Genomic DNA, 13,531 nt, shown 5'->3' with positions numbered 1-13,531 from the left:
GGACCTGCCCGTTAAAGCACGACGTTGGGGCCAAGATCTTAGAGGCTCGCCCCAAAGTGGCTGCCTAAAGCCGTGGAGCCGACCGCCCCAGCCACAGAGGGTGTCTCCCCGCTTCATGCCCGCAGCCGCCGAGCGCGCCGCCGGGCGCGGCCAGCCGGGGCGAAGACAGGAGGCGGGCCGCGCCGTAGAGGCGGCGCGCGCCCGCGCCGTGCGCGGGCCTTGATGAAGTAGGGAAAGTCTTATCCCGCTGGGATGAGGTGCTTGCCGTCGTGGCTGCGTACGTGGGGGCCAGCCCCGTCTAGGGCGTCCAGGAGCCTGATCGCGTAGACCTCGGCCATGCGGTTGCTGACCTCGTCGGGTGTGAGCCAGGAGACGGCTGTTGACTCGCTGGAGGTGCGTTCGGTGCCGCCGGAGGGCTTGCAGCGGAAGACCAGGGCGACGATGCCTCGGGTGGTGTTCTTGTAGACGCCGGTGAGTTCGTCGACCTCGACGTGGATGCCTGTCTCTTCCCAGACTTCGCGGGCTACGCCGGCCTCTGGGGTCTCGTTGAGTTCGAGTACGCCGCCGGGGAGTTCCCAGGTGCCGTTGTCGGCTCGGCGGATCGCCAGGAGGCGGCCGTCTTCGCGCACGACGACTCCGGCTACGGATACGGAGTGCAGGGGCGTCGACGTTGCTTCCTGTGGTTGACTCATGTACAGGAGCATAGGAGGCAGAGAAGGACTATGGGAACTGCAGTAGAGGGGGGCAGGTCCGGGCCTCGGTACGTGCAGATCGCGGACGAGATCGTGCAGCAGATCCGAGCGGGTGTGCTCAAGCCCGGTGACATGGTGCCGAGTGAATCGGAACTGGTGGACCGCTACGGCGTGTCCGGGGGCACGATCCGCAAGGCCATGGTCGAGGTGCGGGCGAGCGGGCTCGTCGAGACCCGGCACGGCAAGGGTTCGATCGTGAAGGACCGGCCGCCGGTGCGGCACCGTTCCTCCGATCGCTTCCGGCGTTCGCTCCGCCAGGGCGGCAAGGCCGCGTACCTCGCGGAGTCCGCGCAGTCCGGTGCCACGGCCAAGGTGAGCGTCCTCTACATCGGCCCGATGGAGGCGCCCGCGGATGCTGCTCAGCGGCTCGGCGTTCCCGCCGGTACTCAGGTGCTTGCCCGGCGGCGTCTCTACTTCCGTAACGGCACCCCGGTCGAGACCGCCTCCTCCTACCTTCCGTGGGACGTCGTCAAGGACATCCCCGAGTTGTTCGCCGAGAATCCCGGCGGCGGTGGCATCTATGCCCGGCTTGAAGACCACGGGCATGAGTTCGCGGAGTTCGTCGAGACGCTGCAAGCGCGGCCGGCCTCCAAGGCGGAAGCCTCCGAGTTGGCGTTGAGTCCGGGTGCGCCGGTGGTTCATCTGATCCGGGAGGCTCGCACGACGGCCGGGGTCGTGGTGGAGGTCTGCGACACGCTCATGGCTGCTGACCAGTTCGTTTTCGAGTACCGGATCCCTGCCGCCGACTGACGCCCGCTCAACTTCCTGCAACCCGTCGTCACTTCGATGTCGCGGCGGGTTGACTCATGTACAGGAGTGATGCACTCTTCTTCATGTCACTCATATACATGAGTGGCGGAGTCCAGCATCTGTAGAGGAGTGTTCTGCTGTGCGCCAGATCCCCGTCGACACCTCCACCGCGACCGTGATGGTCGCCAAAACCCCGCAGCCCAAGGTGCGTGACCGCCGTACCGGCGAGATCGCCACCGACGCCGAGACCGGCGCGAAGCTGATGACCGTGGACGTGATGTTCGCGGCCAACGACGAAGTCGAGATCCTGTCCGTGACCGTCCCGGAGACCGGTATCTCCGGTGACCTGACGATGGGCACCCCGGCCGCGCTCACGGGGCTGGTCGCCCGGCCGTGGGAGAACGAGTTCAACGGCCAGAAGCGGCACGGCATCGCCTTCCGCGCGGTCGCCGTCACCTCGCTGGCCACCACGGGCACGGGCTCGAAGGCGGCCTGAGCCATGACGTGGCCGACGGTCTTACTGCTGGTGGTCGTCGCCGCTGCGGGTCTCCTGCGGTGGCGGCGTCCCGCCTGGTACTGGCTGACCTTCGGGGTCACCTTCGCTGTCGTGCGCGTCCTGGTCCGCTACGCCTCCGTCATGGAGGCCTGCGGGCTGACGGTCCCGCCCTCGCGCTGGCGCCTCATGCTGGCCCGGATGACCAACCGCCCGGCGCCGGAATCCCGCGCGCCGCGCATCCTGAGACTGCGGCCCACCCACACCGGCCTGGTCCTCCGGACCAAACTCCGCCCGGGACAAGACGCCTTCGACGTCGCCGCCGCCTCAGACCGGCTGCGCCACTCCTTCGGGATGTACGGCGTCACCTCTCGTGAGCTGCGCTCGGGTGTTGTCGAGATCCGGATGACCGGCTACGACGTGCTCAAGCGGGTGCAGATGCCGGCCAAGACCGACACCCGGCCGATGCGCGTTCCGGTCGCGCTGCGGGAGGACGGCTCGGTGCACTACCGCGACTACCGCGCCGTCCCGCACGGTCTGACCCTCGGGGCTACGGAGTCCGGCAAGTCCGTCTATCAGCGCAACCTCGTCGCCGGGCTCGCCCCGCACCACGTCGCGTTGGTCGGCATCGACTGCAAGCAAGGGGTCGAGCTGTTTCCGCTGGCCCGCCGGTTCTCCGCGCTTGCCGACAACCCGGATACCGCGCTGGAGCTGCTGGAGGCGCTGGTGTCCCACATGCAGGAGGTGTATCAGCTCATTCGCGCCGAGCAGCGGATCAGCGTTGCCGTGCCGGATGCGGAGATCGCCGCCGACATCTGGGACCTGCCCGAGGACCTGCGGCCGGTGCCGGTCGTCGTCCTGGTCGACGAGGTTGCCGAACTCGCGCTCTTCGCCAGCAAGGAGGAAGAGAAGCGCCGGGACCGGATCATCACCGCCCTGGTCCGCCTCGCCCAGCTCGGCCGCGCGGCCGGCGTCTACCTGGAGATCTGCGGGCAGCGCTTCGGCTCCGAACTCGGCAAGGGCATCACCATGCTCCGCGCCCAGCTCACCGGCCGCACCGCCCACCGCGTCAACGACGAGACGTCCGCGAGCATGGCCTTCGGCGACATCGCCCCGGACGCCGTCCTCGCCGCCATCCAAATTCCCGCCGAGACACGCGGAATCGCCATCGCCGGGGACTCCACCGGCGGCTGGCACCGCATCCGCGCCCCGCACACCACGCTGCGCCAGGCCGTGAACGTCTGCAACAAGCACGCCGACCGCACCCCCGAGCTGCCCGCCCTCGCGCCCTTCCGGCCCGCGGTCGCCCCGCTGCCCTCGGCCCGCGTGCCGCTGTCCAAGACAGCCCCCGCCACCGCCTGACCCACCCCCTCCCACGGTCGGCGCGACCGCCCTCGCGCCGGATCCCTACCCCCGCCATGCCTGATCACAGGAAGGAGCCGTGATGGCCCGCCCCGCTCTCCGTATCGACGCCGTACTCGTTCAGGCCGTCATCGCCGGGGCGCTGTCCTTCGCCCACCTCCACGACCTCGCCGCCGCTGCCGGACAGACCGGCTGGAAAGCCTGGGCCTACCCCGTCTCGGTCGACCTGCTCCTGGTCGCCGCCTGGCGAAGGCTGCGTGCCGACGGGCCGTCCCGGTTGGCCTGGTGCTGGTTCCTTATCGCTCTGGTCGCGTCGCTCGGTGCCAACGTGGCCACTGCCGGGCTGCTCGACCTGGGCGACGTCCCGCCTTGGCTACGCATCCTCGTCGCGGCCTGGCCGGCCCTGGCCTTCATGGGCGGCACCCTGCTCGCCCACTCACCCGCAGACCCCGCCCCGGATCCACCGGCACCCTCCGTCCCGGCTCCGGACCCCGTGCCCGAAACGGCTTCCGCTGAGCCGGGCCTGGCGCCTGAACCCCCCGTCGCTCCGCAGATCGGGGAAGTCCCTGCTCTGCCCACGGCCGTGACGGTCCCGGCCGCGCTCGTGGACCACGCCCGCAAGGTCGCCGACGACCACCACGCCCGCACCGGCGCGCCGATCGACACCGACACCCTCCGCGCCCGCCTCGGCGTCCCATCGCATCTCGCCGATGCCATCGCCGCCCAACTCACCTGACCCGACCGCCACCCGAGAGGAGACCGGCTGACATGCCTGCCCGCGACTTCTTCCACTCCGTCATGCGGATCGGCCCCGTGCAGATCGGCACCCACCGCGACCGCCGAGGCCAGACCAAACACGCCGCCGTGTGCACCAACGACCGCTGCGGCTGGTCCGCCGACTACTCCAGCCAGTCCGCCGCGCAGCTCGCCGCCCGCACCCACCGCTGCCGCGTCAGCTAGGAGGCCACCCGATGGACGTCCCGCTCTGGCTCGCGCTCCTCGCCGTCGGCTACCTCGGCGTCAAGCTCATCCGCCCGCCCTGGTGGCTCATCGCCGTACTGCTCCTCGGCGGCTTCCTCATCGCCGACAGCGTGCTGGCCCCCGTCGTCAACGGCTTCGTCAAGTAGCACGACCCGAAGGGAGAACACCGATGCTCCGCCCGAAGATCCCGACCAACCCCACGCCCGCCGGCCACCTCACGCCGCCCGTGGTCGTGGAGCCGACCGCCGTGGTGCCGAGCGTGCAGGTTCCGCCTCCTGCTCCGGTCGCTCCGGCGCCGTCCCGGCCCACGGTGCAGCTCACCCCCGGCACCGCCCTCGCTCTCGTCGGCGGCGGAACGGCCGTCGTCCTGGTCGTCGGCGCCGTTCTCGTCTCGATGCTCCTGGCCGTCGCCATCACCGGCGCCTCGGTCGCCGTCTGCGCCCTGGTGATCCGCTCCCTCGTCCACGCCGACGCCAAACGACGCTGACCGGCCCCCGGGCGGCCTCGATACCGCCAAGCATCCGCCGCCCGGGCGCCGTCCCCAACCGATCTCACAACCGGAAGGAAGCACCCAGCATGGCGCACCGCGCCCCGACCGCGCATGCCCCGCTGCTCGACCCGACCACCCTCGGCGACCTCCTCCGCGTCGCCTCGGCCCCCGACTACACCCGCTGGGAAGACCAGATCCGCCGCACCGGCGGCTGCTCCGACCCCATCCACCTCACCGGCTGGACCCTCCACAAGGACAAGACCACCGGCGAGACCCTGCACCACTACACGACCGCCGTTGAGCCCGGCGGACGCCTCCGCCTCGCCTGCGGCAACCGCCGCGCCTCCCGCTGCCCCTCCTGCGCCTGGACCTACGCGGGCGACACCTACCACCTCATCCGCGCGGGCCTGGCCGGAGACGACCGCCGAGACGTCCCCACCACGGTCCGGGAGCACCCGCGCGTGTTCGCCACGCTCACCGCTCCCTCCTTCGGCCCGGTCCACAACCGGCCCGACCACGGCATCTGCCGCTGCGGCACCCAGCACGCCCCGGACGCCTCAGAACTGGGGACCGCCCTCGACCCGGCCACGTACGACTACGCGGGCGCCGTCCTGTTCAACAACCACGCCGGGCAGCTCTGGCAGCGCTTCACCACTCGCCTGCGTCGCGAACTCGCCGCCCGCGCCGGCCTCACCCGCCGAGAACTCGCCGACCGCGTTTGTGTCTCATACGGCAAGGTCGCCGAGTTTCAGAAGCGCGGTGCTCTGCACTTCCACGCTGTGATCCGGCTCGACGGACCGGATGGACCCGGAACGCCTCCGCCTGCCTGGGCAACGGTCGACCTCCTCGCCGACGCCATCCACGCTGCTGCGGCGCACTCCTACACGTCCGTCTCCGTCCCGGCCGCCGGGGACCAACCGGCCCGGTCCTTCCGCTGGGGCACACAGCTCGACGTGCGCCCGGTGAAGGCCTTCGGCGACGGCTCCGACATCACCGAACAGGCCGTCGCCTCCTACGTCGCCAAGTACTCCACCAAAGCCGCCGAGAACACCGGCACCCTCGACCGCCGCATCGGCGAACTGGCCGAACTCGACCGCCACCACGTCCCGGACCACACCCGCCGACTCATCACCGCATGCCGCGACCTGGACCGCCTCTACCCGGACCGGCGCCTCTGGGCCTGGGCGCACATGCTCGGCTTCCGCGGCCACTTCTCCTCCAAATCCCGCCGCTACTCCACCACCCTCGGGGCTCTGCGCCAGACACGCGCCGACTACCGCGCCGCCCAGGAACACGCCGCCCTCTCCCTGGACGACCGCGAGCCGGACACCGTCCTCGTCCTCACCGACTGGCAGTACGCCGGGCACGGCCACAGCCCTGGTGAATCCGTTCTCGCCGACACGATCGCGCGCGGGCTCCAGACCAATCGTGAAACTGCCCGCGACGCGTTGGCCGGACTGGCCGCAGACGAGGGGGAGTGGTGACTGTGGACCGACTTCTCACCGTGGACCAGGTCGCCGAACGCCTTGGTACGGGGGTCCGCTTTCCTCGACGCCTCATCGAGGAGCGCCGCATCACCTTCGTGAAGGTCGGCCGGCACGTCCGTATCCCTGAAACCGCCGTAGAGGCGTACGTGAGCGCCAACACCGTGGAACCGATCCTCCTGCGGCCCACGGGGCTCAGGAGGGCTGCCTGATGGCTGGCAAGCGCAAGTCCCGTCGGGGCTTCGGCCGTGTCCGCAAGCTGCCGTCCGGCCGGTTCCAAGCTCGCTATCCGGGGCCTGATGGTGTGCTGCGTCCTGCGGATCGGACCTTCGCCACGACCACGGACGCGGACCGCTGGCTCATGCGGAAGCGCATCGAGATCGAAGAGGGGCGCTGGCTCGACCCGGCCGAGGGGCAGACGACCGTTCGCGACTGGGCGGCTCGCTGGCTCGCGGCGGTGTCGCCGCAGCTCAAGCACAAGACTCAGGCGTCGTACCGGTCACTGATCAATGCCCTGATCAATCCGGCACTTGGTGATCGTGAACTCTCCAGCCTTCGGCCCATCACGGTCACCGAGTGGGTGGGGGCGATGCGGACCAAGGGGCTCAGCGCCTCGCGCATCCGGCAGGCGTACAGGGTGCTGTCGCAGATCATGCGCTCTGCCGTCGACAACGACATGATCCCGCAGACGCCGTGCAGGGGCGTAAGGCTGCCTCGGATGCCGCAGACCGAGCCACACATCCTCACACCACTGGAAGCGTCGCGGATCGTCAAGGGCGCGACCAAGCCGCATGACCTGCTGATCGCGCTCCTCGCGTACGCGGGGCTTCGGGTGGGCGAGGCGTTCGCCCTGCGGCGCGTGGACGTCGACGTGTCCGGCGGCTTCGTCCTGGTCGACGAGAACCTGGCCGAGGCGAACGGCACGCTGGTCTTCGACACTCCCAAGTCGCATCAGAAGCGACTGCTCCGCGTGGGCCCGTCCCTTGCCAAGCGGCTCGGCCGGCACTTGGAGACTCTGCCCGGCGGGGATGACGCGCTCCTCTTCACGACCCCCGGCGGCAAGCCCTTGCGCTACAACCAATGGCGCAAGGCGTACTTCGACCCCGCCGTCTCGGCTGCTGGCCTGACTGATGTCACTCCGCACGATTTGCGTGCCTCGCACGGTACTTGGGTCGCTGACCGGTACGGCGTGATGACCGCCGCCCACCGGCTCGGCCACTCGAACGCGAGCGTCACAACCCGGCATTACGCCCGGCCAGTCGCCGGTCGTGATGACCAGGTGGCGGAAGCGGCTGACGCGTGGCTCGGAGGGCAAGAGGGAGATACCTCTCCTGAGGCGGGCAAGGCGCGTTGAGACGCCTGCCCTTGATGGCGCCCCTGACTCAGAACATGGTCAGGGGCGTTGTGCTGTGCGGCACGCGATCACCGATTGATGGCACGCAGGCCCGTGTCCAATTCCTGTCTATGCGCTGCGCATATGCATCACTACTGTGCGTGCTCATGGGGAAAGTAGTGCGTCTGTACTGGGGATACATGGTGGCTGCTGCCTTGGTCGTTGCCTGGAGCCAGCAATGGGCCTTGCCGGTGATCGTGGCTCTATCGGTCGGTGTCTCGGCCTACGCTGCCTTCCAGGTGCCGGTCTGGTGTGGAGCGGTTAACCGAGATGGCCAGACCTACTGCCGGAACAACGCGTACGGCGTGCTGATGGGCTGCTCGAAGCGTCAGCACAGATGGCAGAAGATCAAGATGATCGTTCTGCGCAGCAAGGTCGGGAACGTCAGTCGGTCCGTGTTCCCGACGGCCAAGGAGAAGTTCAACGGCGCCCTCGCCGTGGGCGGTCTTCTGTCGGCTGTCGCCGCAGTGATCGTTCCCGTCGTGACTGGCGGTTGAGGGGGCGCGGTCGTCGCTTGGGGCACGTAGCGGGCACGGCAAGCAGGGCGGTGACCGAGGTGCGGCGGCTTCGCTCGCCTGACCTGCATGGGAGCGGGTACGGCGTCCGGCTCCCGAAAGGTCTTGAAAACCGTCGTGGCGCAAGTCACCGTGGGTTCAAATCCCACACCCACCGCACTTGTTGACGGCTCCTGACCAGGCGTTACGGTCGGGGGCCGTCGGCGTGCGCGCTACCCGCCGAACACGGCACGGAAGGGGCGGCGGGAGGCCGAGGGCTCAAGGCCCGTACGGCAGGGCTTCCAGTTCGTAGTCCCGTGCCAAGGTCGTCCAGGCGACGTCCCGCAGGGCTGGATACGGGGCGTACGGGTCGGGGACCTGAGTCGTCGGCTGGAACCAGACGACGGTCAGGCCGGAGCGGTAGGCGACCGGGTCGTGGGCGGGGGTCAAGGGGGCCGAGGAGAATCGGCCGACGCAGGCCACGCGCGGGAGGGTCTCGACGGGGCCGTAGGCGCCCGCGTACTGGTCCGGGTACTCCCGTGGCGGCGGGATCAGGTGTACCGGCACGGTGGGGGACATCCCGGCGGCGGTGTCCAGGAGGGCCCGGATGCGCTGGTCGTTGGCGGGACGGCAGGGGTAGCCGTGCGGCAGGTCGCCGTAGGTCGGGGTGAGGCGGAGTTCGGTGAGGTCGACGCTGCGGCCGCAGGACAGGACGAGCCGGGTCAGCGACAGGGTCGGCACTCTGGGGCGGTCGTGCATCGGCGTCTTTCGGTTTCGTGCCGGGTGGGACAGGTGCCCAGATGCCGGGGGCGGGCGGGGACGCTCGGCCTGCGTCAGGGGCGCCGGCCCGTCAGGCGGGCCGCCGACGCGATCGTCGCGCGGGCCTCGCGTTCGGTCAGGCCGGTGGCCCGGGCGGCATCCAGCAGGGGGGCCAGCAGGTCCGCGCCGATGCCGTTCTCGTAGGCGCGGCAGGCCGCCCAGAACAGGCGGGTGTTGCGCTGGCCCCGGTGCGCGGCGAGGACGAACTGGACCAGGCCCCGGCCGTCACCACCCGTCGTCCCGCCCCCGGCACGCCGCACAGGGGGCGGGAGCAGCAGGCGCAGCAGGGCGGGCGGGCAGGGTGCGGGAGCCAGGTGGGACGTGCCGGGGGCTGTCGTGTAGGCGCCGTGCCGGGTGCGGGAGCCAGGGCCGACCAGGTAGCCGCCGGCGCCCCGGACGTCGATGCCGGGGGCGAGGCGGCCGGCCGAGTTGGGGACGACGTGGTCGGGCGGGCCGGTGAGCCAGAGGTGGCGGCCGCCGCTGGGGGTCAGGACGACGACCGTGGGCGGGATCGTGAAGAGGTGGCGCAGGGCCAGTTCGCGCAGGGCGGTCGAGGAGTCCGTCTCCGACTTCGTGTCCAGGTCGATGCCGATCAGGTGGTGCGGCGGCAGACCGCAGGCGATGCCGTAGCCCGTGGCCCAGGGTGCGGCGGCGAACAGCGCGCGGACGCGGGCCGGGTCGGTGGAGGCGTCGTGGACGCCGTGGCCGAAGCGGCCGCACTCGCCGTGGCAGGTGAACGGTTCCGGCGTCGGGGCGTCGCGGTGGGGGGAGCGCAGCGCCGGGAGCTTCGTCCGGGCCAGCGGGATGACGGCCAGCCCGCGTTCCGCGGCTGACAGGGCGTGTGCGAGGGCCAGCGTCGTGGCCTGCCGGTCGGTGGTGGCCATGGGTCTATGTTCGTACGTATGTTCGAGAAAGGGAAGAGCGGGGGGTGCGACACGCCGGTGAGGCGGGAGTGGGGGGAGAAAGTGGCGGAACGCTTCACCCCTTGCGGGGCTTGAGGAGGAGTCGTCCGTGCTGTCCCGTCGTGAGACGTAAGGGAAGCAAAGGGGTTTATCGACTTGTCCTCACGCTTGAGGGCGAATCAGGGCTTCCGGGGTGGTTCGCCGGGGATCCGGTGGGCAATTCTGATCACGCGACGTCGTGCACAGCGTCGAGGCGGTCGGCCAACTGCCTTGGCACCAGCTCTAGTTCACGTACTTCTCGCGTTGTCGGCTGGAAGCCGGTGCGCACTTTTTCTGGAGGAACAGCATGGCAAGCATCCGTACCGCCCGTGTCGTCGCCGCCGTCGCCGCCCTTCCGCTCGCCGCCGCTCTCTTCGGCGGGATCGCCACGGCGGACAACGGCGCCTTCGCGGACGACGGATCGAACGCGACCGCCGCCAGCGCCAATGCCGGCATCCTCGGCAGCGGCGTCGGCGGGAACAACAACGGCAACTCGTCCACCACGCAGCAGCAGGCGGTCGGCTCGGGGGCCTCGAACCAGAGCAACACCGCGCAGGTCGACGGCTCCGCGTTCACGGCGATCAACCAGGGCAACGAGAACGTGGCCGTCACCTTCTCCCCGCTGTGGTGGTGAGCTGAGGGACCGGCGCGGGTGCGCTGCCGCGCCGGCCCCGGTTCCTTGTGCGGGTGTGCTTCACGGGGTCGCAGTGCGTCCGGGCGGCGGTACTTCGGTACCGTCGCCCGGGCGTTTTCGCGCCCGTCCCCGTCCCTGCCCCCGTCTCCGTGTCCGTCTCCGTCTCCGGGCCACTCCGGGGCGTGCCCGAGCCGTTCCCGAGCCCCCCGCGCGGCCCCGAGCCACTCCCGATCCGCTCCCGACGCGGCCCCGGACGGGGCCACCGCGGCGGTTCCGGGCCGTGCCCCCGGGGCCCGTTCCGCGCGGACCCCCAGGGGTCAACCCGCAGTACTCCTCCTCCCCCACTCCACCTACAGGAGGTGGGGCCACCACCACCCCTACAACCTGAGGCGGACTCTGCTTCGGGACCTGCGGCCGATCCGCCGGGCCTCCCCTCGCTCATAGCGTTGAGCCATGACCACACCCGTCTGCACCAGCGCTTCGAACGCCGCCACCGCCCTGGCGCCGGCCACGGCACCGGCCGCGGCCACGGCCAGGGCGCAGACCTTCTCCTACCCGTCGTTCTCCTCGTACGTGAAGGCCCGCCAGCCGGTGCTGCTGCGTACCGCCCGGTCGCTCACCGCGAACCCGAGCGACGCGGAGGACCTGCTGCAGACCGCGCTCACCAAGACGTACGTGGCCTGGGAGCGCATCGAGGACCACCGTGCCCTGGACGGCTATGTGCGCCGGGCGCTGCTGAACACCCGGACCTCGCAGTGGCGCAAGCGCAAGGTCGACGAGTTCGCCTGCGACGAGCTGCCCGAGCCGGAGCCCGTGCCCGGCGGTGACGACCCGGCGGAGCGGCAGGCCCTGCACGACGCGATGTGGCGGGCGATCATGAAGCTGCCCGCACGACAGCGCGCGATGGTCGTCCTCAGGTACTACGAGGACCTCAGCGAGGCCCGGACGGCCGAAGTGCTCGGAGTTTCCGTGGGCACCGTGAAGTCGGCGGTCTCCCGGGCCCTCGGCAAGCTCCGCGAGGACCCTGAGCTGGGGTTCGTCCGGTAACGAGGCGGTATGTGAGCCCTTGGTGGGATCGCGCGTGCGGACCCGCCCACTGATCGATCACCCGGGACTAGTGACATACCGCGCGGTATGTGCGCAGAATCAGCGCAACCCTTGCCGCCGCGTAGGCAATGTCGCCCCGGGAGGACACCGTGCTGAGCACGATGCAGGACGTACCGCTGCTGATATCGAGGATCCTGGCCCACGGGTCGACCATCCACGGCGGCTCGCAGGTGACCACCTGGACCGGTGAGGACGAACCGCACCGCCGCTCCTTCGCCGAGATCGGCGCCCGCGCCGCCCAGCTGGCGCACGCACTGCGCGAGGACCTGGCCGTCGGGGACGACGAACGCGTGGCGACCCTCATGTGGAACAACGCCGAGCACGTCGAGGCCTACTTCGCGATCCCCTCCATGGGCGCGATCCTCCACACCCTCAATCTCCGCCTCCCGCCCGAGCAGCTGGCCTGGATCGTGAACCACGCCGCCGACCGCGTCGTGATCGCCAACGGATCGCTGCTGCCGCTGCTCGCCCCGCTGCTGCCGCACCTCAAGACGGTCGAGCACGTCGTCGTCACCGGTGCGGGCGACCGCGCCCTGCTGGACGGGGCCGCCGTCCAGGTGCACGAGTACGAGGACCTGATCGCCGGGAAGCCGACCGCGTACGACTGGCCCGAGCTGGACGAGCGGGCCGCCGCCGCCATGTGCTACACCTCCGGCACGACCGGCGACCCCAAGGGCGTGGTCTACAGCCACCGCTCCGTCTACCTGCACTCCATGCAGGTCAACATGGCCCAGTCGATGGGGCTGACCGACGAGGACACCACGCTGGTCGTGGTCCCCCAGTTCCACGTCAACGCCTGGGGACTGCCGCACGCCACCTTCATGACCGGCGTCAACATGCTGATGCCGGACCGCTTCCTGCAGCCCGCGCCCCTCGCCGCGATGATCGAGGGCGAGCGGCCGACGCACGCCGCCGCCGTCCCCACCATCTGGCAGGGCCTGCTCGCCGAGCTGACGGCCAGGCCCCGCGACGTGTCCTCCCTCACCCAGGTCACCATCGGCGGCTCCGCCTGTCCGCCCTCTCTCATGGAGGCGTTCGACGCGCTCGGCATGCGGGTCTGCCACGCCTGGGGCATGACGGAGACCTCGCCGCTGGGCACGGTCGCCCGGCCGCCGGCGCACGCGGTCGGGACGCCGGAGGAGTTCGCGTACCGCCTCACCCAGGGCCGTTTCCCGGCCGGCGTCGAGGCCCGCCTCACCGGTCCCGGCGGCGAACGCCTGCCCTGGGACGGTGAGTCCGCCGGTGAGCTGGAGGTGCGCGGCAACTGGATCGCCGGCGCCTACTACAACGGCCCCGGCGCCGATCCGCTGCGTCCCGACGACAAGTTCAGCGAGGACGGCTGGCTGAAGACGGGCGACGTCGGCACGATCTCCCCGGACGGCTTCCTCACCCTCACCGACCGGGCCAAGGACGTGATCAAGTCCGGCGGCGAGTGGATCTCCTCCGTCGAGCTGGAGAACGCGCTCATGTCCCACCCGGACGTCGCCGAAGCCGCCGTGGTCGCCGTCCCGGACGACAAGTGGGGCGAGCGCCCGCTGGCCACCGTCGTCCTCAAGGAGGGTGCGAACGCCGACTTCGCCGCCCTGCGCACCTTCCTCGCCGAGGACGGCAAGATCGCCAAGTGGCAGCTCCCGGAGCGCTGGACGGTCATCGAGACGGTGCCGAAGACGAGCGTCGGCAAGTTCGACAAGAAGGTGCTGCGCCGGCAGTACGCCGACGGCGGTCTCGACGTCACCCGGCTCTGACCGGCACGTGCACGCGACGCCGGGCGGCGGGCCCCACGGCCTCCCGCCCGGCACCCCTTCCGCCCTCACCGCCCCGCGTGTACGGC

General features: G+C 70.6%; 17 protein-coding genes. 14 read left to right on the top strand and 3 right to left on the bottom strand.

The features are described 5' to 3' along the window. Nucleotides 1-239 precede the first annotated feature (239 nt). Nucleotides 240-704, bottom strand: a complete 465-nt coding sequence (locus tag ACZ6IM_RS38960) for an NUDIX hydrolase (protein ID WP_469563599.1) — start codon at nt 702-704, stop codon at nt 240-242. An 18-nt stretch (nt 705-722) separates the two neighbouring features. Here ACZ6IM_RS38960 and ACZ6IM_RS38955 point away from each other — a divergent pair, with 18 nt between their 5' ends. The 11 genes from ACZ6IM_RS38955 (at nt 723) to ACZ6IM_RS38905 (ending at nt 8,202) form a co-directional block, all read left to right on the top strand. Next, nucleotides 723-1,502 (top strand): GntR family transcriptional regulator, encoded by a 780-nt coding sequence (locus tag ACZ6IM_RS38955; RefSeq protein ID WP_007388785.1) that lies wholly within the window; start codon nt 723-725, stop codon nt 1,500-1,502. Between the two features lie 139 nt (nt 1,503-1,641). Further along, the gene (locus ACZ6IM_RS38950) at nt 1,642-1,998 is read left to right on the top strand and encodes an SCO3933 family regulatory protein (RefSeq protein ID WP_224291039.1); all 357 of its coding nucleotides are present in this window, start codon (nt 1,642-1,644) and stop codon (nt 1,996-1,998) included. 3 nt (nt 1,999-2,001) lie between these two features. Then, a complete protein-coding gene (locus ACZ6IM_RS38945; protein WP_469563594.1) occupies nt 2,002-3,357 on the top strand; it encodes an FtsK/SpoIIIE domain-containing protein in 1,356 nt (451 codons plus the stop codon). A gap of 82 nt (nt 3,358-3,439) precedes the next feature. After that, nucleotides 3,440-4,093 (top strand): DUF2637 domain-containing protein, encoded by a 654-nt coding sequence (locus tag ACZ6IM_RS38940; RefSeq protein WP_469563592.1) that lies wholly within the window; start codon nt 3,440-3,442, stop codon nt 4,091-4,093. Nucleotides 4,094-4,125: 32 nt separating this feature from the next. Then, nucleotides 4,126-4,317, top strand: a complete 192-nt coding sequence (locus ACZ6IM_RS38935) for a mobile element transfer protein (protein WP_007388789.1) — start codon at nt 4,126-4,128, stop codon at nt 4,315-4,317. 11 nt (nt 4,318-4,328) lie between these two features. After that, on the top strand, nt 4,329-4,484 hold the full coding sequence (locus tag ACZ6IM_RS38930) for a hypothetical protein (protein WP_003950175.1): 156 nt from the start codon (nt 4,329-4,331) through the stop codon (nt 4,482-4,484). A gap of 23 nt (nt 4,485-4,507) precedes the next feature. Continuing rightward, entirely contained in the window at nt 4,508-4,825 is a 318-nt protein-coding gene (locus tag ACZ6IM_RS38925; RefSeq protein ID WP_469563588.1) for a SpdD-like protein, read from the top strand. Nucleotides 4,826-4,914: 89 nt separating this feature from the next. Beyond that, nucleotides 4,915-6,312, top strand: a complete 1,398-nt coding sequence (repSA, locus tag ACZ6IM_RS38920; RefSeq protein WP_469563585.1) for a replication initiator protein RepSA — start codon at nt 4,915-4,917, stop codon at nt 6,310-6,312. Beyond that, the gene (locus ACZ6IM_RS38915) at nt 6,306-6,524 is read left to right on the top strand and encodes a helix-turn-helix domain-containing protein (protein ID WP_030403155.1); all 219 of its coding nucleotides are present in this window, start codon (nt 6,306-6,308) and stop codon (nt 6,522-6,524) included. The genes repSA and ACZ6IM_RS38915 overlap by 7 nt, the downstream gene beginning before the upstream one ends. Beyond that, nucleotides 6,524-7,666, top strand: coding sequence for a tyrosine-type recombinase/integrase (locus ACZ6IM_RS38910; protein ID WP_469563581.1), 1,143 nt, complete (start codon nt 6,524-6,526; stop codon nt 7,664-7,666). The genes ACZ6IM_RS38915 and ACZ6IM_RS38910 overlap by 1 nt, the downstream gene beginning before the upstream one ends. A 158-nt stretch (nt 7,667-7,824) precedes the next feature. After that, on the top strand, nt 7,825-8,202 hold the full coding sequence (locus tag ACZ6IM_RS38905; protein ID WP_469563578.1) for a hypothetical protein: 378 nt from the start codon (nt 7,825-7,827) through the stop codon (nt 8,200-8,202). A 276-nt stretch (nt 8,203-8,478) separates the two neighbouring features. Here ACZ6IM_RS38905 and ACZ6IM_RS38900 read toward each other — a convergent pair whose 3' ends face one another. Beyond that, complete coding sequence (locus tag ACZ6IM_RS38900; protein WP_469563575.1) at nt 8,479-8,958, bottom strand: hypothetical protein; 480 nt, start codon at nt 8,956-8,958, stop codon at nt 8,479-8,481. Between the two features lie 74 nt (nt 8,959-9,032). Then, complete coding sequence (locus tag ACZ6IM_RS38895; RefSeq protein ID WP_469563572.1) at nt 9,033-9,902, bottom strand: bifunctional DNA primase/polymerase; 870 nt, start codon at nt 9,900-9,902, stop codon at nt 9,033-9,035. A gap of 364 nt (nt 9,903-10,266) precedes the next feature. On the opposite strand from ACZ6IM_RS38895, the gene ACZ6IM_RS38890 reads away from it, so the two are divergent. From ACZ6IM_RS38890 to ACZ6IM_RS38880, 3 genes are all read left to right on the top strand, one after another. Then, nucleotides 10,267-10,593 carry a hypothetical protein gene (locus ACZ6IM_RS38890; protein ID WP_052836857.1) on the top strand — a complete coding sequence of 109 codons (327 nt, stop codon included), beginning with the start codon at nt 10,267-10,269 and terminating at the stop codon, nt 10,591-10,593. Nucleotides 10,594-11,046: 453 nt separating this feature from the next. Continuing rightward, nucleotides 11,047-11,640: a SigE family RNA polymerase sigma factor gene (locus ACZ6IM_RS38885; protein ID WP_052836858.1), complete on the top strand. Its 594-nt coding sequence runs from the start codon at nt 11,047-11,049 to the stop codon at nt 11,638-11,640. A gap of 128 nt (nt 11,641-11,768) precedes the next feature. Then, nucleotides 11,769-13,445 (top strand): fatty acid--CoA ligase, encoded by a 1,677-nt coding sequence (locus tag ACZ6IM_RS38880; RefSeq protein ID WP_052836859.1) that lies wholly within the window; start codon nt 11,769-11,771, stop codon nt 13,443-13,445. Nucleotides 13,446-13,531 lie beyond the last annotated feature (86 nt).

It is taken from the genome of Streptomyces sp. NPDC042336 (assembly GCF_055581985.1).
The sequence above is the reverse complement of the archived record's forward strand: the minus strand, read 5'-3'. Positions and strand labels throughout refer to the sequence as shown.

Coding starts and splice junctions, on each gene's coding strand:
- ACZ6IM_RS38960 (WP_469563599.1), bottom strand. CDS start 704: ATGCTCCTGTACATGAGTCAACCACAGGAAGCAACGTCGACGCCCCTG.
- ACZ6IM_RS38955 (WP_007388785.1), top strand. CDS start 723: ATGGGAACTGCAGTAGAGGGGGGCAGGTCCGGGCCTCGGTACGTGCAG.
- ACZ6IM_RS38945 (WP_469563594.1), top strand. CDS start 2,002: ATGACGTGGCCGACGGTCTTACTGCTGGTGGTCGTCGCCGCTGCGGGT.
- ACZ6IM_RS38940 (WP_469563592.1), top strand. CDS start 3,440: ATGGCCCGCCCCGCTCTCCGTATCGACGCCGTACTCGTTCAGGCCGTC.
- ACZ6IM_RS38935 (WP_007388789.1), top strand. CDS start 4,126: ATGCCTGCCCGCGACTTCTTCCACTCCGTCATGCGGATCGGCCCCGTG.
- ACZ6IM_RS38930 (WP_003950175.1), top strand. CDS start 4,329: ATGGACGTCCCGCTCTGGCTCGCGCTCCTCGCCGTCGGCTACCTCGGC.
- ACZ6IM_RS38925 (WP_469563588.1), top strand. CDS start 4,508: ATGCTCCGCCCGAAGATCCCGACCAACCCCACGCCCGCCGGCCACCTC.
- repSA (WP_469563585.1), top strand. CDS start 4,915: ATGGCGCACCGCGCCCCGACCGCGCATGCCCCGCTGCTCGACCCGACC.
- ACZ6IM_RS38910 (WP_469563581.1), top strand. CDS start 6,524: ATGGCTGGCAAGCGCAAGTCCCGTCGGGGCTTCGGCCGTGTCCGCAAG.
- ACZ6IM_RS38900 (WP_469563575.1), bottom strand. CDS start 8,958: ATGCACGACCGCCCCAGAGTGCCGACCCTGTCGCTGACCCGGCTCGTC.
- ACZ6IM_RS38895 (WP_469563572.1), bottom strand. CDS start 9,902: ATGGCCACCACCGACCGGCAGGCCACGACGCTGGCCCTCGCACACGCC.
- ACZ6IM_RS38890 (WP_052836857.1), top strand. CDS start 10,267: ATGGCAAGCATCCGTACCGCCCGTGTCGTCGCCGCCGTCGCCGCCCTT.
- ACZ6IM_RS38885 (WP_052836858.1), top strand. CDS start 11,047: ATGACCACACCCGTCTGCACCAGCGCTTCGAACGCCGCCACCGCCCTG.
- ACZ6IM_RS38880 (WP_052836859.1), top strand. CDS start 11,769: ATGTCGCCCCGGGAGGACACCGTGCTGAGCACGATGCAGGACGTACCG.